This is a genomic window from Acinetobacter sp. WCHAc060006 (assembly GCF_004209135.1).
Lineage (GTDB): Bacteria > Pseudomonadota > Gammaproteobacteria > Pseudomonadales > Moraxellaceae > Acinetobacter > Acinetobacter cumulans.
In genome coordinates this window covers 1-18,696 of the sequence record NZ_SGSS01000009.1, presented here as the reverse complement: position 1 = coordinate 18,696, position 18,696 = coordinate 1, and the positions used below count along the sequence as shown (strand labels likewise).

Here is an 18,696-nt window from a genome sequence, read left to right as displayed (position 1 = left end):
GACAAGGTTTATTTTGAGCATTGAGATGACCACTTTTGTTCTTGCTCCCGATTCATTTAAAGAAAGTCTGAGTGCGCAGCAAGCCTGTAACGCAATGCGACGTGCCATTTTAAATGTTATTCCACATGCAGATGTTATTGCCGTTCCAATGGCCGATGGTGGTGAGGGCACTGTGGATGCATTACTCAGTGTTTGCTATGGGCAAACACATGCAATCACAGTTAGAGGGCCTTTGCCTAATCAACGTATTCATACCTATTTTGGTCTTATTGATGGGGGGAAAACCGCAGTTATTGAAATGGCAAAAGCCAATGGTATTCATCTTGTGACAGTTAGGGCCCGAAATCCGTCACTGACTTCGACCTATGGCACGGGAGAAATGATCAGGGCAGCATTAGATTTAGGCGTAAATAAAATTATTATTGGCTTAGGCGGAAGCATAACCAATGATGGCGGTGCTGGTATGGCACAGGCACTCGGGGTTCAATTTTTAAATGATCAAGCTACAGAAATTGAGGTCTGTGGCGGAAATCTACATCAAGTCGTACAGGTCGATGTGACCCAACTCGATCCTCGTTTAGCACAGACCGAAATCATTATTGCCAGTGATGTCAATAACCCGTTGTGTGGTGTAAATGGCGCATCCTATATCTTTGCGCCACAAAAAGGCGCAACACAGCAGATGGTACAACAGTTAGACCAGAACCTTAGCCACTATGCTGATGTGGTTGAAGCGACACTGGGTTGTACTTTACGCAATGTTCAAGGTGCAGGCGCCGCAGGTGGACTCGGTTTTGGTCTGATGGCTTTTGCAGGCGCATCCATTCAATCAGGCATAGCGCTGATGATTGAGCAGACGAAGCTGGCGCAAAAAATTGCGCAGGCGGATTATGTGCTGACAGCTGAAGGTAAAATTGATCATCAAACCAAATTGGGTAAAACACCGTATGGCGTGGCGCAGGTGGCGAAGCAGTTCAATAAGCCTGTAATTGCTTTTGCTGGTGTGGTGGGTGAGAGTATAGCTGAACTTTATGATTTAGGATTTACGCAGATTGTTGGGATTAATCCACCAAATTGTGCCTTGGAAGATGCATTCAAAAATGCGGAAATGAACTTGCAAAAAGCGTGTGAAAATATAGCTAAATTACTGAAATAATGTTTATTGAGATCAACGATGAAAAAAATAATCTTTTTAGTGTCGATGTTGGGTCTACAGAGTTTTGGCTTTGCTCATGCGGATGCCACTCATGAAGTGAAAGACAGATTAAAACAAGGAAATAAAACGTCTTTTCGATTTAATGATAATTCAATTCAAACAGCCGCATATCTCATTCAGCATGAAAAAGGGATTAAAGTTGTGATTGATCAAAGCGTGGATAAAAAAAGGAGTTTTCCCATCAATTTAAGAGATCAAAATTTTTTAACTTATCTTGATGTGACTACTCAGCGATTGGGTCTGAGCTATGAAGTGCTAGACAATAAAACCATCAGAGTGTATCGATAATATTTTATGCTTATTTTTAAAATACGTATAAACTAATTGGCTGATACAAAATGAAATTCAGCCACTTTTGTACCGCTACTGCGCCTTTCTTGTGATCTCAGCTTAGCTTTGTTCATCAAGTTTTCTGCATACAGCTCTGCTAAACTATAGGCCTAACCCGTACGATGAGACACCATGAGTTTAGCCAACCTGATTAATGAATTAAACCCGCAACAAAAACAAGCCGCAACAACAGAAGCACAGCATAGCTTGGTTTTGGCAGGGGCAGGTTGTGGTAAAACCAAAACCATCGTGGCGCGTGCAGCTTATTTAATTGATCAAGGTGTACCAGCCAATCAAATTCAAATTTTAACTTTTACCCGTCGTGCGGCCAGTGAAATTGTGGCACGTGTTGAACTGGCCTTGGGCGATCAAGCACAGGGCTTGCGAGCATCGACATTTCATACTTTTTGTATGTACTTGCTACGCCGTATTCCAAAAGCTTTTGGTTTAGAGCAGTTTTCCATTATTGATCGTGATGATCAAAATATGATGTTTCGCTTGATTCGTGGGCGCGACGATAAAAAAAATCCTAACTTTTTACCTAAGCCTGCTGAGCTTTGCGATCTATATTCTTATGCACGCAATACCCGTCAAAAACTGAGTGAAGCACTAGAAAAACAAATGCCCGAATATTTGGCGCTCAAAGACCAGATTGCGGACATTATGAAAGAGTACGAAGCCCGCAAACGTGCCCGTGCATTTTTAGATTATGATGATATTTTAGCCATTGTGGCGAAGGCTTTGGCGGAGTCTGATGGTTTAGTGGATTATGTGGCGTCGATTTGTCGTTATATGTTGGTCGATGAAATGCAGGACACCAATCCCTTGCAATGGGCTTTATTAGAGCCATTGAAGGATCGTGTAAGTTTATTTTGCGTGGGTGACGATGCGCAGTCCATTTACGGCTTTCGCGGTGCAGACTTTGAAAACATTCATCATTTTAAAGAGCGAGTGCCAAATGCTGAAATCTTTAAACTGGAAAAAAACTACCGCTCGACTCAAGAAATTTTAGACCTCTCTAATTGGTTATTAGATGAATCTGAAATTAAATATGACAAACGTTTAGATGCGCATCGTGGGGAAGGCATTAAGCCGAAAATGCATATTTTCCCAAATGAATTTGATGAAGCCAAATGGATTGCGATTGATATTAAAGAGCGCCATTATTTACAAGGCAACAAATGGTCAGATCACATGGTGCTGGTACGTTCGAGCTTTGCCGCCCGTAGTATTGAAGCAGCCTGCATTGCTGCCAACGTACCTTATCGCTTTATTGGTGGCATGAAACTGCTTGAAACAGCGCATGTAAAAGATCTGATGAGCCTGCTTCGCCTCATGTCTAATCCACTTGATGACATTGCTTGGATGCGCTTTTTAACCTTGTGGAATGGTGTGGGGGATGTAGGCGCGAGTAAGCTTTCACAGCAATTGCTACTTGAACACGACATTGATGGTATTGCAAAGCAATTAGAGAAGTTTGGTAAAGTGCCTGCAGAAGCGATATTGATCATGAAGCAAATGTCGGTGCTCAAAGATCAGGTTAAAGCGTGTGTGAGCTTGGCCATTCAAGCGATTGAAACGCAGTTGGCGGAGAACTATAAAAAGGATTGGCCACGTCGCCAAGGTGATTTTGAGTTGGTCAAACAACTGGCGTCTAAGCACGATCAATTGGCAGAGTTTTTAGAAGCTTATGTGCTTGATCCGGTATCTATTTCTGAAATTGAACGCCAATCCGATACCGATGTCGTGACTTTAATTACTATTCATTCTGCCAAAGGGACAGAACAGAAAGTCTGCTATGTGGCCAATGTTAGCCCAGGACAGTATCCAAACTCACGGGCTGCAGGCGATTTTGATGCCGTAGAGGAAGAGCGCCGTGTACTGTATGTGGCTTTAACTCGTGCGCAAAATGAATTGATTTTAACCAAGCAAAACTTAAATCATTGGGCGCGTGAAACCGTTGATGAGCAAGGACGCAAAGTTCAAAGCTACTTTTTTAATGATATGACGCGTCAATTATGTACGATGGAAACACATTATAAGCAACGTGAACAAACAGTAAAAACTGCTTTAATTGAGCGTAAGTCGATTAATTTAGATTTTGGCATCGATCTCGATTAAAATAGTGGATTGACGTGATTGAGCACGCAAGTTCAAAAAGCAACCATAGGCAAATGCTTTTTGAGGACGCTGCCTATTTGGAAAATTGAATGAATATTTTAGTACGTAACTTAGAGCGCTCGGTAACAGAAGCAGAATTACTGGAATTGTTTAAACCTTTTGGTAAGGTTGAATCAGCAGTGGTAGTAATGGATGCTGAAACGGGCAAATCTAAAGGTTTCGGTTTTGTAGAAATGCCAAATGGCCGTGAAGCAATTAAAGCGATTAAAGGTTTAAATACGCTGAAAGTGAAAGGTATGGGTATTCGAGTTAAATCTGTCGAAGACAAACCAAAAGCTTAATAAAGAAAGGGAGCAATAATTGCTCCTTTTTTTATGGTGAATTCAGCATGCAGACCTATTTTGCACTTTCTATAGTGGCACCTGCAGGGCAAAAAATTGTCAATGGTTTAAAAACACTGGAAGTGCGCCGTTGGCGCCCTGAGCAATTGCCTTTAAAGAATTTAGTGATTGTCGAAAATCAGCATTTTCTACACCAAGAAGGTGCGGAGGAAATGGGGCATGCCATTGCAATGGTGGATGTGCGAGAAGTCCATGCTTGGACTGAAGATGAAATTGAGCCTGCACAGGCCTCTTATTGGGAAGCAGGATACTGGGCTTGGACTTTAGAAAATATTCGTCCCATTGCAACAATACAACCACAAATTGCTAAACGGAAAATCTATTTAATTGAAATGGATCATCCATAATATTTATTGTGAATTCAGAGAGTTTGAGTTTAAGCTTGTGCTTGTACTCAACGCCAAAATGTAGGAATTAAATTCATGTCTCGAGTTGCTCGTTACCATGCTGATCGCACCAACCAAAAACTCTATTTTGCACGACTGGCTTGCCAACAAGCTGAGCAAGTAGAACATATTCAGCAAGCACAAGCACATCGAGAGGCTGCAGTATTTCACTTACACGGTGCGGTATTGGCGTTCTTGCAGGAACTGGTGCGCTATTATCGTTTAAATGACTTTAATCCAACTTTAAAATCTGTAGAAGAACATATGGCGGCTAAAGGTCAGGTGTCTCCTGAAATTTCCGTCATGCAAAAATTGGCCAAAGAAGGATTTATTGCTGAATTAAAGCGAGCTTACCGGATGTGTCAGTATGCACCAGAGCCAAGTGCACCGGAACCTGAGGCAGAAACCTCGTCAAATTTAATTATTAAAGTGACGCAGTCGCCTCAAGCATGGTTGCCTGATACCAAAATTTTACGTGAATGGCATCGTGAATTAACGCAGTTGATTGATGGCTTCCGTAATGAAATGGTGGAGTTCTAATTCGATTTAATGAGCAGTACTTGAAATTGCCAATTTCAACCCGATATTAATGATCTAAGCCGTGCAAAGTGCAGTAGCCTTTGCCACCATGTTGTGCATGGAGGATATATGTCTATAGAACAGTTGAAAGAATTATTTGGAAATCAAGACGCAATTTTAGAACTTGTGCAACTCGAGGGTGGTGAATTGGCCTTGCGTAATGCAGGCTCAGAGCAAGAGCCTTTGGTGACGATTCAATTTAATGAAGAGGTCCGAGCCTTACTTGGGGATCAAACACCTGTGATTGCGCAGCAGATGATTCAGGCTGCGCTATATGGTTTGCTTGAAAAGCAAGTCAATGAATGGCAAGCAGGCGTTGTGGATGAGAAGCCACAATATTTGAGTTAATCATTTAAAAAATTAAACGCACCTTTTGGTGCGTTTTTTTATGTGTGCTTCGATCAAGTTGGCATTAAAATGTTGAAGGCCAAGTGAAGTAGACAAAGACCGCAAACACTATAATATTACCCAGCACCGTAAGCCAGAACGTTTCACGAAATTCTTTCTTTTGTGATTTATGACGTAAGCTGAGCTGAGCAATTAGCGCGCCCATCCAACCCCCTAAAAAACTCCATTGATGTAACGTTTTTTCAGGTGTGCGCCGTTGATTTTTTTGTGCTGCGTTTTTATCTTGCCAATACAAAAAGAAGGTCAGTAGGCTTAGCACGATATAGTAGCCAAGCACCCAAATACTGATTTTTCCCCAAAAGCATAAAGCTAATAACACTAAAATAAATGGATAGGCTGCAATTTTAGACAGCAATTGCTTGCCTTCTTCAGTTTGGTTATGTCGTTGATGGCGTAATTTTTTTCGTTCAAAGTCATGTAAAAATTGAATATTCACAGCTTGAGGGCGCTGATTGGCATCCATCTGAATATCATAGACCAATTGATCCCCTTCGCATGGGCGACGGGTTTTATAGCTAAAATTTTTAATATGTACAAAGACTTTATCAGTTTGCTGTTCAGTTGTTGCAAACCCAAAGCCTTGCTCGTCTTTCCAAGTGGTGAGTGTGCCTTTTGAATGCATGATGCCCTCGAAAATATTATATTTAAATATGTATTGTTAAGTGTTTGAAGCTTATCGGTTTTGCTTTGTTTTGACCAGTGTGTACTCAAAAAACGGATAATAAAAAACGCACAGAAGCGTGCGTTTTTTATAGCGTGATGAGCTTAATGCGTAGGGGCTTCATGATGCGCAATTTGGATTTGATTCAAAATATGATTGCTCATATTTTTGGCCATTTCCTCTTTGGCAAAATACACTTCGCCAATATTATCATTGCGGATCACTTCGGCTTCTTGCTTACTCTCAGCACATACCAAGACCTGAATTTGTGGGTTTAACGTTTTGGCAATATCTACAATTTTATGAATATCCAAAATATCCATGGGTGAGAGTACCAAAAGGCGTGCATGTTGAATGTGTGCTTGAATGAGTACGCTCGGTTCAGTGGCCATACCAGAAACAGCGGCAATGCCTTTTTCCCGTAAGTTTTCCACAATCTCACGGTTTTCTTCTGCAATCACCACCTTAATATTTTGTTCCATCAGCGTACGGGTAATACGACGCCCAACCTCACCATGGCCAACGATCACCACCTGATCGCGTAGGTAATCTTGTGAGACTTCATCTGGAAGCATTGCCAAGGGGTCACCACTACGTTCAAGTAAGCGAGCCAATGATGAGCGCTCACGAATCCATCTTTGTATTGGTTCAACGGCTGAAAATACAAAAGAGTTTAGGGTAATGGAGATGAGCGCACCGGCTAAAATTAAGTTTTGACCTTCAATAGACAGCAGTTGAAGTGAAACTCCGAGTGCAGCTAAGATGAAAGAAAATTCACCAATTTGAGCCAAGCTCGCACCAACGGTCAGTGCTGTATTGAGTGGATAACGGAAGAATAAAACCAAAGCCATGGCAGCGATGGTTTTACCAATCATAATAATGCCGACAACAGCCAATACATGCAGTGGTTGTTCTAGCAAGATCCTTGGATCAAACAGCATGCCAACAGAAACGAAGAACAAAATGGCAAAAATTTCACGTAAAGGCAGGGTTTCTTCTTCTGCACGGTGACTGAAGTCGGATTCCTTCACCACCATCCCAGCGAAGAATGCACCCAAGGCCATAGAAACGCCAAAGATTTTATATGCGCCAAATGCAATGGACACCGCAGCAGCAACAACAGTTAACGTGAAGAGTTCACGTGAGCCAAGTCGTGCCACAATTTGCATAATTTTAGGCACTAAGCGCTTGCCAACAATCAGCATGAAGGCAATGAAGCCTGCAACTTTCAGCAGTGTGATGCCTAAAGTCAGCCAAATGCTATCATCTGCATTGGCACCTTCAATGGCTTGCCCACCGAGTAGGACTGCAGTGGCAGGTAACAGAACCAATGCCAGTACCATCACGAGGTCTTCAACCAACAGCCAGCCTACGGCAATTTTACCATTGACTGATTCGAGCAGACCTCGATCACCGAGAGCTTTGAGTAATACCACTGTACTTGCACAAGACAGGCTTAGACCGAAAATGAGTGCAGAACCAAAACTCCAGCCCCAGAGCATAGAGATGCCGACACCTAAGAGTGTAGCGACAGCAATCTGTAAAATTGCGCCTGGGAGGGCAATGCGTCGAACTTGCATTAAGTCATTGAGTGAAAAGTGCATGCCAACCCCAAACATGAGGAACATGACACCAAGCTCAGCCAACTGATTGGCCAAATGAATATCACCGACAATACCCGGTGTGTTTGGGCTAATAATAATGCCCGCGACTAAATAGCCAATAAGAGGGGGAAGGCGTAAACGGGCGGCGATATAACCAAAAAACAGCGCAACACCAAACCCGACTGCAAGTAGGATAATGAGTTCTACATCATGTGGCACTAAAACCTCCTGAAGTCAGTGTATATTAGGGAAAAATTAAGCATAAGAAATGCCAATTATGCTGAAAGTGTAACAAGTCGAATAAAAAAAATGCAAAAAAAAACGGCCAGAAGGCCGTTTTTTTTAGAATCTAAAATTATTTAATTTTAGCTTCTTTGAAGATTACGTGTTGACGGATTTTTGGATCAAATTTTTTGATTTCCATTTTTTCCGGCATAGTACGTTTGTTCTTAGTAGTGGTATAGAAATAACCTGTACCAGCAGAAGAAACTAGGCGAATCTTATCACGCATTGTAATGACTCCTTAGATCTTTTGACCTTGAGCACGAAGGTCAGCAACAACCTTTTCAATGCCCAATTTGTCGATAATACGCATACCTTTAGTGGTTAGACGAAGACGTACAAAACGTTTTTCGCTTTCTAACCAGAAACGGTGGTGGTGCAGGTTCGGCTCGAACCGGCGTTTGGTTTTGTTATTGGCGTGCGAGACGTTGTTGCCAACGACTGGACGCTTGCCGGTAACTTGGCAAACCTTAGACATGGTGAACTCCATTGCTAGACAGCACCGATTGTGTGCCTAGTCATAAAAAGTAAACGGATGAAATCATTCAAGGGGCGTTTTATACCAAAAATACGCTTAAAAGACAAGCGATTTTCAATAAAACACGGCATGACTATGTGCGATAGATCATGCCTTGATCAGTTAGCGAAGAAGTGTCTTCGAAATTAGCTTGTGGATCGGCTTATTGAATGGTGGGAGAATGAATTTCAAGCTATACAGCTTTGGATTCGACATCACTGACCGTTCATGCGACAAACTAAAGAACCCTTCCGGACCATGGTATTTCCCCATACCTGATGCGCCAACGCCACCAAATGGTAAATCGTCTTGTGCAACATGGGTTAAAACCGTGTTTTGTCCAAAATGCCCTGAATGCGTACGCTGTGCGACATAGTCGGCACGCGCCTGATCAAAGTCGAAGTAGTATAAAGCAAGTGGACGCGGACGGCTATTAATAAACTCAATAACATCGTCAATTTGATCATATTCCATGATTGGAAGGATCGGCCCGAAGATTTCATTTTGCATAATTTGCATATCAGGGCTAACACCCGTTAGCAAAGTTGGTGCAATTTTGCGCACCGCAGCCACATCTTCGTGTTTTGAATTAATTTCAATGATTTGTGCACCCGATGCTTGCGCGTCTTCTAAATAGCCTTGCAGGCGGTTGTACTGTTTATCATTAATAATTGAAGTGTAATCTTGGTTATCTGCAAAATGCGGATACATATTTTCTGCACAGGCTTTAAAACGATCAATAAACTCTGCTGTTTTACCTCGAGGTAAAAACATATAGTCAGGTGCAACACAAGTTTGGCCTGCATTCCAAAGTTTACCTACAGCTAAACGTTCAGCAACGTCTTGTAAGTCCATGGATGGGTGAACCAGCACTGGCGACTTACCCCCGAGTTCTAAAATAACTGGGACTAAGTTTTCAGCGGCTGCCGCCATGACGGTTTTTCCGACATTGGTTGAGCCTGTGAAAATCATTTTGTCAAAAGCCAGATGACTAAATGCATCAGAGATTGCGCCACCGCCATTAATCACCGCCACCAACTCTTGTGGGAAGGCTTCTGCTAAGGCTTTTTCTAACACAAAACCAAAGTTTGCCGATGCACTCGAAATTTTGATCATGGCATGGTTACCTGCAGCCAATGCACAAATGAGTGGTCCAATCGAAAGAAGAAGCGGATAATTCCAAGGGGTAATAATACCGACCACGCCCAGTGGTTGATATTGTACCCAAGCTTTTGCAGGCTGATGAATAATGCCAATATGTCGCTTAGATGGTTTCATCCAGCCCGTTAAATTTTTGCTGTAATATTTAATATGTTCAAGGCACGTAAGTAGTTCGCCAATTTTGGTTTCACTGATCGAACGGTTGCCATAGTCTTGATTAATTGCTTCAGCAAATTGATCTTGATACTTAACTAAGATACGCTTAAGACGAGCCAAACGGTCGATGCGTTCTTTTGCTGTAGGCAACGGGTAACGCAAATAAGCATTTTTTTGTTGCGCCAACGTATTTTCAAGATGTTGGGTATCAAGAGAATGAGGTGTCATTGATGTTGTTTTAGTCTGACTATTCATGTCGCACGACCATTTTCAAAGAGCGATTTATTAAATTTTTAGAGTAAATGCTCTAAATAGTCAAGTTACTTTATGTGTTATGAAATTAATGCATTGAATTTATGGTTGTTTTAGGATGTCCCAAACAAAAACGTTGAAAACCAAAGAACGTATTTTACAGCTGAGCTTACAGTTGTTTAATGAACGTGGCGAACGTTCGGTTACGACCAACCATATTGCAGCTGAACTTGGGATGAGCCCAGGTAATTTGTATTATCATTTCCGCAATAAAAGCGAAATTATTAAAGAATTGATGGAGCAATATCAAAAGGAAACGCTAGAAATGCTGGCGTTACCTGAAGATCGTCCTCTCGATGCAAATGATAAAATTCGTTATTTTCAGGTGCTGAGTAGTCAGCTTTGGGCGTATCGCTTTTTACATCGTGATGTTTATCATTTGGTTGAAAACAATGATGATTTTCGTAAGATGTATCCACGCTTTGCCAGTCAAGTAATGCAACAAGGGCAAAAAATTTATAAGGCCTTTGTAAATGCAGGCTTAATGGAAATGACTGACTCAGAAATTGAGGCTTTGACCATTAACCTTTGGATTGTGCTGACTAACTGGACGAACTTCTTGTATATGTCTGGTCATATTACCGATTCAAACCATTTGGAAGAGAAGTGGGTTTGGCAGGCATTGCGTCAAATGGTGTTCTTGGAAGGGGCATATTTACGTGGTGAAAGCCGTCAGACGTATGAGCATTTATTGGAAACGATGGGTGAGTCAGAGCTTTTTGAAAGTTTAGCAGCCTCGGTGCCTAAAACCCCAGAAGCACCCTAAGAGAACAGCTACCCAATAGGTGAAAATGAACACGCTTTTGTGCAAGCCACAGAAGCGTGTTTTTATTTTGTAGTTATACTTAAATGAGTAGTCGAATGAGCATAAAAACTCAACAATCTTCTCGAACAACTCGAATGTTCGATCCTACCTATTTAGTCTGTCTTTAAAACGCGTTAGAATACTCGGCTTACTTTTATTAATTGATTTTAGCGATACACACCAAAATGAATATGTCGACTGCAAATACTGCGCGCTTGCTCATTACCTGTGAAGATAAGCCAGGTATTGTGCAAGCTGTATCGAGCTTTTTGTATCATCATGGAGCAAATATTACCGCACTTGATCAATACGCAACGGAAGCTCAGGGCGGACGTTATTTCATGCGTGTTGAGTTTGAGCTTGATAATTTACAAAGCCGTAAAGAAAACTTATTACAGACTTTTGATAATAATGTCGCTGCACGTTATGAAATGCACTGGCGCTTGGCGTTAGTTAGTGACGTGAAAAAGGTTGGTATTTTGGTTTCCAAAGTAGACCACGCCTTGCTTGAACTTTTATGGCGCCATGCCCGTGGAGGTTTGCCATGTGAAATTACCAAAGTTGTGTCGAATCACGACACTTTACGTGAAGCTGTAGAAAACTTTGGTATTCCGTTTGAAGTTGTCCCTGTGAATAAAGAAAACAAACGTGAAGCTTATGCGCAAATTGATGAGCTCATGCAAGGCAATGATTTACTTGTTTTAGCACGTTATATGCAAATTCTGGATGAAGAATTTGTACAAAAATGGGAAATGAAAATCATCAATATTCACCATTCATTCTTACCAGCGTTTGTAGGTGCAAATCCATACAAACAAGCGTATGAAAAGGGTGTGAAGTTGATTGGTGCAACAGCGCATTATGTGACTGCTGATTTGGACCAAGGTCCGATTATTGAGCAAGATGTTGAGCGTGTGAGCCATGACTTTACCGTAGAACAGCTACGTGAATTAGGTCAGGATGTTGAGCGTAATGTACTTGCACGCGCTGTGAAATGGCATTTGGAAGACCGTATTATTGTGCATGGCAACAAAACTGTTGTATTCCAATAATGCTTTGAATCTAGTGTTTAAAAAAGGCATACTTTAAGTATGCCTTTTTATTGATGTGTTGCAGTTTATCATTCAAAAAAGCCATAAAAGTAACCAAATTAATAGTTGCAAATGAAAACACTTCTCATTTATCATTATGCCACTTTAATTGTTCGAACCGATGAGTTTGATTGCAATTTTCATTCTATGTGCAGTCACTTGTTTAAGGTATATTGATTTTAATGACTCTTTCTTCTGCTCCGATGCTGCCAGACCCAAATTCGATGAAAAAGAAAGTCCTCACGGCACTTGTAGCTGTTGTGATTGGGCATGTTGGGGTATTGTGGGCAGTTGGCCAAATGAAAGCGCCAGATTTAAAGCCAATTGAAAAAGAACCATTAAAAGTACGCTTTGTAAAACTTCAGGAAGCACCAAAACCATTGCCTCCTAAGCCAAAACCAGAACCGAAAAAAGAACCACCAAAACCGAAAGAAGTTAAAATAGTAGATAAGCCTTTACCGCCACCACCGAAAAAAATTGAAAAAGTGGAGCAAGTGAAGAAAGCTGAAACGCCGAAACCCGTCGTTAAACCAGTGGAAACACCAAAACCAAGTCCAGTGGTATCTACAGTAGTCTCTGAAACGAAAAAACCTGTACCAACACCTGCACCAGCGCCAGTTGCACCGCCTGCACCTGTAGCTCCTCCGGCACCGCCTGCACCACCAGCACCTAAAAGTGTTTCTTTGGGTGGAGGTGTATCATGGTTACGTGCACCGAAGGTAAGTTTTGAAGGTGGTGAGCTGAAAGACTCATGTTCATTAGTGGTTGCAATATCAGCCAATGAGCAAGGTAAAGTTATTTCTGCTGATGCAAAAAATTCGAGTTGTAGTCCAGCTGTCAACCGTAAAGTTACGGCAGCAGTAAAACGGGCTCAACTCACCAAATATATTGAAAATGGTGTGGCGTATCCAACACGTGTGGAACAGCCATTCGACTTTCAACTTAAATAACCGGCTAACCCATTAGGAGTTCGAGTATGAACTTTTCAGTTTATTGGCAACATGCAGATGCAGTCAGCAAAACGCTGTACTTTGTGTTGTTGGCAATGTCGATTGCGACATGGACCATTTTTGTTTTACGCCTTATGGGCACACGTCAGCTGAAACAAGTAGCTTATGCTCATCTTTCTGATGCTTTAACGGTATTAAAAGCAAAATTTGCACCGTTAAACTTTGATCAACGTAAAGCAGTTGCTGAACAAGCTTTGCTTCGCCAAATTGCAGTGGAAAAAGCCAATGCAGAAAAAGGCGTTTCTGTACTGGGTACGATTGCATCACTTGCACCATTCGTAGGTTTGTTTGGTACGGTTTGGGGTATTTTCCACGCCTTGGTTGCAGTAGGTAAAAGCGGTCAAGCAGGTCTAGCTCAAGTTGCAACACCCGTGGGGGAAGCCTTAATTATGACAGGTCTAGGTTTGGCGGTCGCGATTCCTGCAGTATTGGCTTATAACATTTGTGTACGCTTTAACCGTACATTAAGCAATGAATTGCAAGATCAAGCACATGGCTTGTTGATTGATACCATGCTACAGCAAGAGTCAGTAAAAAAGACTGAAGTCACTGCGGCACAAGAAGGTTTAGTTGGAGGTCAAGCTTAATGGCTTTTCAATTGGGTGAAGACAACGATGCAGGCATGAATGAGATGAACCTCATTCCGCTCATCGATATTATGCTGGTATTGATGATCATCTTTTTGGTGACAGCGACCGTTGCCAACCCATCAATTCCATTAACCTTGCCACAAACTACTGCTGAAGTAATTGATTTACCACCAGAGAATGTGACCATTAGCATTAATGCAAATGGTGATATTGCATGGAATGGTAATGTGTTGTCGCTAGAAGAGCTTGAAACGCGCTTTAATACGGCAGCGGAAGCTGAACGTAAGCCAACCATCGTACTTAAAGCAGATAAAGAATCACGTTATGATACTGTCGCGCAAGTGATGTCACGTGCGAGTGGAGCCGGGCTCAGTGATATTGCGTTTGCAACAGATAATTAATCTGCATTTGAACATAAAAAAAGCAACCCAATAGGTTGCTTTTTTTATGCCTCAGCGTTGGGTTTTGTTGTTGAACTCCAAGTGAGCGTGCCAGCGACTATTTCATTAAATCTTGAAATTTACTTTGTAGCTTTAATAATTTGGGTGGAATTGCAAAATTGCAGTATCCCTGTGTTGGGTTACGGGCAAAAAAGTTTTGGTGATAGTCTTCGGCTGGATAAAACTCAGGGCTAGGGCTCAGTTCGGTGACGATGTCTAAACCTTCCGCTTTTAAAGCGTCAATCGCTTCCATGGCCTGTGAACGCTGTGCATCATCCATAAAGTAAATGACAGAGCGATATTGAGTGCCAATGTCATTGCCTTGACGGTTTAAGGTTGTTGGATCATGCGTTGCAAAGAACACATCAAGCAATTGTGCAAAGCTAATTTGTGATTCATCAAAATCAATCAGAATCACTTCTGCATGCTGTGTCGTTCCTGTGCAAATATCGTCATAACTTGGGTTAGATGTTAAACCACCCGCATAGCCACTGGTTACTGCATGAACACCACGTAGTTGCAGAAATACAGCTTCTGTACACCAGAAGCAGCCACCGCCAAATAATGCTTTTTGCATAAGTTAAACCTAATTAATGTGTGAATTGTCTTTTAATATCGGGGCAAATTGCCCAGCTACAATGTTGCTGGTCTAAATCGCATTAAAAAGCCTGCAGAAGCAGGCTGATGGTCATGATTTAGCGGGGTTGCACTGCTAATTCAAATTTTAGAACTGGGTTGCCATAGCGGTCGAGCAGTTGCAGGGTTTTGCCAATGGTTTTGTAATGGGTGACTTTGGCTAATGCATCATTGAAGTCGCGATCAATATTATTGTTGTTCATGCAGGCCATACGTGTGCTTGCCATTTGACTCAATTGTAGCGTGTCACGTTTAACGCTATAGCTGCCCATAATGCGGTTACAGCCATCGGCACCTGATACACGTTTGGTTGCTTCATCAAATTGAATGCTCGGAATATTACGTGCTTGAGGCGAAGTTTGAATTACGGTATTACCAATCTGAGTGGCAATCCAAGTGCGGTTTTGCAGGAGTTGTAAATTTTCTGTACTTTCTGCAGTTGTCTTTGGCATGGTTTCGCATCCTGCAAGTAGTGCGACTGAGCTCATGGCTAAGGCAAGACATAACGGTTTTAACATGATTTACCCCATCTGTTTAATATTTAAACTTTAGCTTTAATATAAACAAATATTTAGCTCATTCGCTAGTCCAATTTGTTGCATTTATATATGTGACTGTCCATGGTTTATTCTATTTTGAGTTTTGTGGTGCCGTGTGTGTCACAGAGCTGAGTCCTTGGCGAATCAGCGCAGAATACTGTGCACTACTGAGTGTATGGTGGCTTGTTACTCTAGGGTTAACATGTGCACGTCGATACCATGTAGCGATGTCCCATTGATGCGAAAGCGCATTTAAGTCATATAAATAATTGGGCAAATAGCCAGAAGCCAGTAAGCGATAATCGACAGGTAAGTGTTGCTTACTTACCGCCTGCACCATATCAAAGACTAAAGTGGTGCAGTTGCTGGTTAGCGTGTTATACCATTTGGCATGCTTGGCCAAATCGTCAGATTTAGACAGATACTCTTCAAATAAAGCTTTACGTTCGGCCTCACCCATGTTGATCGGGAAGAAATAGACCTGTTCGCCACGAATATTGCTCCGCGTATAGATAATATCTTTTTCATCAGCGGCAATCAGGCTGACTTCAAATTTACGAAAGAAGCCTCCAATGGCAGAGAAGTCTTCGTTTTTCTCTTTACGGATTTCAATAGAAAAGGTCAGGGGTGCACTGTGGGCAAAGTCAAAGCTGACGATGGTATGGGCAATTTTAGGTCCCATCCAATAAGAGGTAATAATATTAACGCCAGTAATGTCATTTAGATTGTAGTGGCGTGTTTCCCAGCGTTCCGTATAGCGACCATCGGCATGCCAATCAAAATTACGGACATTGTGTAGCGTGACTTGGTCGCCGTGCTTTTCGTAGCTCAGCATTTTAGCGACTTCTGGATTCCAGTCACGGTCTTGTCGTGCAGGTAGGCTAAAGTACCAAATTAGGGCAAATAAAAAGGCCAAGCCGTAAATGAGTATATCTTTGCGACGACTGAGCAGGTGTGAAAAATAGATGCCTAAGATGCTCAGTGCAAAGGCAATCCAAAACCCGATAATCGCATAGCTCACAATGCTATTAATGGGTTGCTGTACCCAAATGGCCATACACAGCCAAGCTGAACTCAGAACTACAAATAGGCTAAATACCCCATGCGCAAGTTTGCGCATGAAAGATTTTATCGAGCTATTGGTTCGCGAAGGCTGTTGCATAAGATCATGTTATGTTTTCATTATTTAGCTTTATTTTCGATAAGTTGCGAACTCAAAAGCAATCCCAGTTTTGTCGTCGATATGTTGTTCAGAGGCAACTTTATTGAAGTCAGATGGAATTGCTGGATAGTGGGCATCACCTTGTACATCCAGTTCGACATGCGTGAGTTCTAAGCGATCGGCAATGTCTAAGGTTTGTTTAAAGATTTCCCCGCCACCAATAATAAAAATGGTGTTGGGTTTTTCTGATGCTTCTACATCTGTAACGGCGTGTTTTAAGGCATCTTCAATACTATACGCCACTTTAGTGCCTTCAAATTGCCAGTTTTGGTCACGCGTAATGACCCAGTTAACACGTTTTGGCAGCGTGCGTCCCATTGATTCTAAGGTTTTGCGACCCATAACGACCACGCCACCTTGGGTGATTTCTTTAAAGTGTTTAAGGTCGGCAGAGATATGCCAAGGTAGGTCATTGCCTTTACCAATACAGCGCTGTTGATCCATTGCCACCACATGAACAACTTCTAAATTTTGGAACGCCATTGCGAACTACTCAAACACAATAAAAATTGACCCTATTAAAATGCAAAATCCCGCTTTTCGCAAAGCGGGATTTTGGTTTTTATGCAATTTAGATGCTTTAAACTGCAACAGGCGCTTTAATTCCAGGGTGTGATTCATATCCTACAATTTCAATATCTTCAAATTTGAAATCAAATAGGTCTTTGACATCTGGATTAAGTTGGAGTTGACATAGCGTCATTGGCTCACGGCTCAGCTGTAATTTGGCTTGCTCGAAGTGATTGGTATAAAGGTGAGTATCACCACCAGTCCAAACAAAATCGCCTACGCCAAGCCCACAGACTTGCGCAATCATGTGAGTGAGTAATGCATAGCTGGCAATGTTAAATGGCACGCCCAAAAATACGTCTGCACTGCGTTGGTAAAGTTGGCAAGACAATTTGCCATCTTGTACAAAAAACTGGAACAAAGTATGGCACGGAGGCAATGCAACATTGCCTGCTTCGTTAGGATTCCAACCTGAAACGATCAAACGGCGTGAGTTTGGGTTGGTTTTAATTTCATTTACGAGCCATTTAATTTGGTCAAAACCGTCGTCATTAAACGAACCATCGGCATTTTTAGTGGCACCAAAATTGCGCCATTGGTGACCATAGACTGGCCCTAACTCACCTTCAGGACGTCCAAAACGTGCAGTTTGTTCTGCTGTAGACCATTCATCCCAAATGCTGACTTTGTTGTCTTTTAAATATTGAACATTGGTGTCACCTTTTAGAAACCACAACAGTTCAATCACAATTGAACGAAAATGCACTTTTTTGGTGGTGAGTAAAGGGAAGCCTTTTGAAAGGTCAAAGCGCATTTGATGACCAAATACAGAACGTGTTCCCGTACCTGTACGGTCGCCTTTGTCGCCACCGTTGTCGAGAATGTGCTGTAACAGGTCGAGGTATTGGCGCATATCGCTCTCATCATCTAAATAAAATTTTGCGGGCTATTTTAGCCTGTTTTTGGCGCAGAGCAAAATGCTACGTACAGCGTGCCATTTTTGCATTTTGTTACGTTTTGAGATGAACTTTATGTCGCTTACTTACAATTTTATAAAGAAGATTTAAGTTTGGGTTTTTACTATCGTCTGCAAGAAAAATAGTCTGGTTTTTTGCACAGGACTGCAAATTTGAAGTGAGTCATTGAGGACAGCGGATGTTAGTTGATAGCCAATACCTTGAAATACATAATAGTTATGCTCAGGCACAGCCACACGAGATTGTACAAACTACAAATCAATATCCTCAGCGCACCAGTGTTGATCCAAAAGTTGATCCAAATTTAACAGCGCAATTTTTGCAAAAGCGTGATGCAGTTAACACTTTTAATATGGACAACACAACTGGAATTCAAATTGACCGATTTATTCAGAAGCTAGACAGTATTAAATCTCATGTGAGTTCGCAGCGTTGTGCGCGTAGTATTCGGATTGCTTTAGAAAGTGCAGGTGCTGTTATTGGCAGTCATCCTATTGCGGCTTCAGATTGGGGGGATACTTTAATGAAGCTGGGCTATAAACATATTCAGCCTGAGTTTGATCGTCCACAAGAGGGTGATATTTATATTATTCATCGGACTTCAAAGCATGTATATGGCCATATTGCTGGCTTTACAGGTTCGGAGTGGGTCTCGGATTTTAAGCAAAAAAGCTATGATGTGTATAAAGATGATGGTGTGCAATATGAATATTATAGTTTGGCACTTTAGAGTAGATTTCTC

Annotated in this window: 23 protein-coding genes; 13 read left to right on the top strand and 10 right to left on the bottom strand. The window is 41.8% G+C overall.

The window, feature by feature from the left end; translation table 11 throughout:
• The first annotated feature begins 25 nt into the window (after window positions 1-25).
• The 7 genes from EXE29_RS07095 to EXE29_RS07065 all read left to right on the top strand — a co-directional run bounded on the left by EXE29_RS07095 (window position 26) and on the right by EXE29_RS07065 (window position 5,381).
• Window positions 26-1,156: a glycerate kinase family protein gene (locus EXE29_RS07095; RefSeq protein ID WP_117006810.1), complete on the top strand. Its 1,131-nt coding sequence runs from the start codon at window positions 26-28 to the stop codon at window positions 1,154-1,156.
• A gap of 18 nt (window positions 1,157-1,174) precedes the next feature.
• Window positions 1,175-1,504, top strand: a complete 330-nt coding sequence (locus EXE29_RS07090; RefSeq protein ID WP_117006809.1) for a hypothetical protein — start codon at window positions 1,175-1,177, stop codon at window positions 1,502-1,504.
• Window positions 1,505-1,678: 174 nt separating this feature from the next.
• Complete coding sequence (locus tag EXE29_RS07085; protein ID WP_106985109.1) at window positions 1,679-3,667, top strand: ATP-dependent helicase; 1,989 nt, start codon at window positions 1,679-1,681, stop codon at window positions 3,665-3,667.
• An 89-nt stretch (window positions 3,668-3,756) separates the two neighbouring features.
• Window positions 3,757-4,008, top strand: coding sequence for an RNA recognition motif domain-containing protein (locus tag EXE29_RS07080; RefSeq protein WP_106985110.1), 252 nt, complete (start codon window positions 3,757-3,759; stop codon window positions 4,006-4,008).
• A gap of 47 nt (window positions 4,009-4,055) precedes the next feature.
• Window positions 4,056-4,415: an ASCH domain-containing protein gene (locus tag EXE29_RS07075; protein WP_106985111.1), complete on the top strand. Its 360-nt coding sequence runs from the start codon at window positions 4,056-4,058 to the stop codon at window positions 4,413-4,415.
• A gap of 75 nt (window positions 4,416-4,490) precedes the next feature.
• Entirely contained in the window at window positions 4,491-4,994 is a 504-nt protein-coding gene (locus tag EXE29_RS07070) for a DUF6586 family protein (RefSeq protein ID WP_106985112.1), read from the top strand.
• A gap of 108 nt (window positions 4,995-5,102) precedes the next feature.
• Window positions 5,103-5,381, top strand: coding sequence for a hypothetical protein (locus EXE29_RS07065; protein WP_106985113.1), 279 nt, complete (start codon window positions 5,103-5,105; stop codon window positions 5,379-5,381).
• A gap of 64 nt (window positions 5,382-5,445) precedes the next feature.
• Here EXE29_RS07065 and EXE29_RS07060 read toward each other — a convergent pair whose 3' ends face one another.
• From EXE29_RS07060 to EXE29_RS07040, 5 genes are all read right to left on the bottom strand, one after another.
• Window positions 5,446-6,063, bottom strand: a complete 618-nt coding sequence (locus EXE29_RS07060; RefSeq protein WP_120364374.1) for a DUF1294 domain-containing protein — start codon at window positions 6,061-6,063, stop codon at window positions 5,446-5,448.
• A gap of 143 nt (window positions 6,064-6,206) precedes the next feature.
• A complete protein-coding gene (locus EXE29_RS07055) occupies window positions 6,207-7,925 on the bottom strand; it encodes a cation:proton antiporter (RefSeq protein WP_117006806.1) in 1,719 nt (572 codons plus the stop codon).
• A 136-nt stretch (window positions 7,926-8,061) separates the two neighbouring features.
• Window positions 8,062-8,217: a 50S ribosomal protein L33 gene (rpmG, locus tag EXE29_RS07050; protein WP_001205031.1), complete on the bottom strand. Its 156-nt coding sequence runs from the start codon at window positions 8,215-8,217 to the stop codon at window positions 8,062-8,064.
• 12 nt (window positions 8,218-8,229) lie between these two features.
• Window positions 8,230-8,466: a 50S ribosomal protein L28 gene (rpmB, locus tag EXE29_RS07045; protein WP_000048256.1), complete on the bottom strand. Its 237-nt coding sequence runs from the start codon at window positions 8,464-8,466 to the stop codon at window positions 8,230-8,232.
• Window positions 8,467-8,628: 162 nt separating this feature from the next.
• Window positions 8,629-10,077 (bottom strand): coniferyl aldehyde dehydrogenase, encoded by a 1,449-nt coding sequence (locus EXE29_RS07040; RefSeq protein ID WP_117006805.1) that lies wholly within the window; start codon window positions 10,075-10,077, stop codon window positions 8,629-8,631.
• A gap of 115 nt (window positions 10,078-10,192) precedes the next feature.
• On the opposite strand from EXE29_RS07040, the gene EXE29_RS07035 reads away from it, so the two are divergent.
• From EXE29_RS07035 to EXE29_RS07015, 5 genes are all read left to right on the top strand, one after another.
• Window positions 10,193-10,900, top strand: a complete 708-nt coding sequence (locus tag EXE29_RS07035; RefSeq protein ID WP_106985117.1) for a TetR/AcrR family transcriptional regulator — start codon at window positions 10,193-10,195, stop codon at window positions 10,898-10,900.
• Between the two features lie 224 nt (window positions 10,901-11,124).
• Complete coding sequence (gene purU, locus EXE29_RS07030) at window positions 11,125-11,991, top strand: formyltetrahydrofolate deformylase (RefSeq protein WP_106985118.1); 867 nt, start codon at window positions 11,125-11,127, stop codon at window positions 11,989-11,991.
• Between the two features lie 221 nt (window positions 11,992-12,212).
• Window positions 12,213-12,980, top strand: a complete 768-nt coding sequence (locus EXE29_RS07025) for a TonB family protein (protein WP_120364375.1) — start codon at window positions 12,213-12,215, stop codon at window positions 12,978-12,980.
• A gap of 26 nt (window positions 12,981-13,006) precedes the next feature.
• The gene (locus tag EXE29_RS07020) at window positions 13,007-13,627 is read left to right on the top strand and encodes a MotA/TolQ/ExbB proton channel family protein (protein ID WP_120364376.1); all 621 of its coding nucleotides are present in this window, start codon (window positions 13,007-13,009) and stop codon (window positions 13,625-13,627) included.
• Complete coding sequence (locus EXE29_RS07015; RefSeq protein ID WP_106985121.1) at window positions 13,627-14,031, top strand: ExbD/TolR family protein; 405 nt, start codon at window positions 13,627-13,629, stop codon at window positions 14,029-14,031. Before EXE29_RS07020 ends, EXE29_RS07015 begins: the two co-directional genes overlap by 1 nt.
• Before the next feature lie 97 nt (window positions 14,032-14,128).
• Here EXE29_RS07015 and msrA read toward each other — a convergent pair whose 3' ends face one another.
• The 5 genes from msrA to thyA all read right to left on the bottom strand — a co-directional run bounded on the left by msrA (window position 14,129) and on the right by thyA (window position 17,890).
• The gene (gene msrA / locus EXE29_RS07010; protein ID WP_117006803.1) at window positions 14,129-14,647 is read right to left on the bottom strand and encodes a peptide-methionine (S)-S-oxide reductase MsrA; all 519 of its coding nucleotides are present in this window, start codon (window positions 14,645-14,647) and stop codon (window positions 14,129-14,131) included.
• A 118-nt stretch (window positions 14,648-14,765) separates the two neighbouring features.
• Complete coding sequence (locus tag EXE29_RS07005) at window positions 14,766-15,224, bottom strand: META domain-containing protein (protein WP_106985123.1); 459 nt, start codon at window positions 15,222-15,224, stop codon at window positions 14,766-14,768.
• A 112-nt stretch (window positions 15,225-15,336) separates the two neighbouring features.
• A complete protein-coding gene (locus tag EXE29_RS07000) occupies window positions 15,337-16,365 on the bottom strand; it encodes an Lnb N-terminal periplasmic domain-containing protein (protein WP_171406258.1) in 1,029 nt (342 codons plus the stop codon).
• A 72-nt stretch (window positions 16,366-16,437) separates the two neighbouring features.
• Window positions 16,438-16,950, bottom strand: a complete 513-nt coding sequence (locus EXE29_RS06995) for a dihydrofolate reductase (RefSeq protein WP_117006800.1) — start codon at window positions 16,948-16,950, stop codon at window positions 16,438-16,440.
• 97 nt (window positions 16,951-17,047) lie between these two features.
• Window positions 17,048-17,890: a thymidylate synthase gene (gene thyA / locus EXE29_RS06990; protein WP_117006799.1), complete on the bottom strand. Its 843-nt coding sequence runs from the start codon at window positions 17,888-17,890 to the stop codon at window positions 17,048-17,050.
• A gap of 242 nt (window positions 17,891-18,132) precedes the next feature.
• On the opposite strand from thyA, the gene EXE29_RS06985 reads away from it, so the two are divergent.
• The gene (locus EXE29_RS06985; RefSeq protein WP_120364378.1) at window positions 18,133-18,684 is read left to right on the top strand and encodes a hypothetical protein; all 552 of its coding nucleotides are present in this window, start codon (window positions 18,133-18,135) and stop codon (window positions 18,682-18,684) included.
• Window positions 18,685-18,696: the final 12 nt, after the last annotated feature.

Bases quoted from the DNA above. Each gene is read 5' to 3' on its own strand.
- EXE29_RS07095 (WP_117006810.1), top strand. From the start codon at position 26: ATGACCACTTTTGTTCTTGCTCCCGATTCATTTAAAGAAAGTCTGAGT.
- EXE29_RS07090 (WP_117006809.1), top strand. From the start codon at position 1,175: ATGAAAAAAATAATCTTTTTAGTGTCGATGTTGGGTCTACAGAGTTTT.
- EXE29_RS07085 (WP_106985109.1), top strand. From the start codon at position 1,679: ATGAGTTTAGCCAACCTGATTAATGAATTAAACCCGCAACAAAAACAA.
- EXE29_RS07080 (WP_106985110.1), top strand. From the start codon at position 3,757: ATGAATATTTTAGTACGTAACTTAGAGCGCTCGGTAACAGAAGCAGAA.
- EXE29_RS07075 (WP_106985111.1), top strand. From the start codon at position 4,056: ATGCAGACCTATTTTGCACTTTCTATAGTGGCACCTGCAGGGCAAAAA.
- EXE29_RS07070 (WP_106985112.1), top strand. From the start codon at position 4,491: ATGTCTCGAGTTGCTCGTTACCATGCTGATCGCACCAACCAAAAACTC.
- EXE29_RS07065 (WP_106985113.1), top strand. From the start codon at position 5,103: ATGTCTATAGAACAGTTGAAAGAATTATTTGGAAATCAAGACGCAATT.
- EXE29_RS07060 (WP_120364374.1), bottom strand. From the start codon at position 6,063: ATGCATTCAAAAGGCACACTCACCACTTGGAAAGACGAGCAAGGCTTT.
- rpmG (WP_001205031.1), bottom strand. From the start codon at position 8,217: ATGCGTGATAAGATTCGCCTAGTTTCTTCTGCTGGTACAGGTTATTTC.
- rpmB (WP_000048256.1), bottom strand. From the start codon at position 8,466: ATGTCTAAGGTTTGCCAAGTTACCGGCAAGCGTCCAGTCGTTGGCAAC.
- EXE29_RS07040 (WP_117006805.1), bottom strand. From the start codon at position 10,077: ATGAATAGTCAGACTAAAACAACATCAATGACACCTCATTCTCTTGAT.
- EXE29_RS07035 (WP_106985117.1), top strand. From the start codon at position 10,193: ATGTCCCAAACAAAAACGTTGAAAACCAAAGAACGTATTTTACAGCTG.
- purU (WP_106985118.1), top strand. From the start codon at position 11,125: ATGAATATGTCGACTGCAAATACTGCGCGCTTGCTCATTACCTGTGAA.
- EXE29_RS07025 (WP_120364375.1), top strand. From the start codon at position 12,213: ATGACTCTTTCTTCTGCTCCGATGCTGCCAGACCCAAATTCGATGAAA.
- EXE29_RS07020 (WP_120364376.1), top strand. From the start codon at position 13,007: ATGAACTTTTCAGTTTATTGGCAACATGCAGATGCAGTCAGCAAAACG.
- EXE29_RS07015 (WP_106985121.1), top strand. From the start codon at position 13,627: ATGGCTTTTCAATTGGGTGAAGACAACGATGCAGGCATGAATGAGATG.
- msrA (WP_117006803.1), bottom strand. From the start codon at position 14,647: ATGCAAAAAGCATTATTTGGCGGTGGCTGCTTCTGGTGTACAGAAGCT.
- EXE29_RS07005 (WP_106985123.1), bottom strand. From the start codon at position 15,224: ATGTTAAAACCGTTATGTCTTGCCTTAGCCATGAGCTCAGTCGCACTA.
- EXE29_RS07000 (WP_171406258.1), bottom strand. From the start codon at position 16,365: ATGCGCAAACTTGCGCATGGGGTATTTAGCCTATTTGTAGTTCTGAGT.
- EXE29_RS06995 (WP_117006800.1), bottom strand. From the start codon at position 16,950: ATGGCGTTCCAAAATTTAGAAGTTGTTCATGTGGTGGCAATGGATCAA.
- thyA (WP_117006799.1), bottom strand. From the start codon at position 17,890: ATGCGCCAATACCTCGACCTGTTACAGCACATTCTCGACAACGGTGGC.
- EXE29_RS06985 (WP_120364378.1), top strand. From the start codon at position 18,133: ATGTTAGTTGATAGCCAATACCTTGAAATACATAATAGTTATGCTCAG.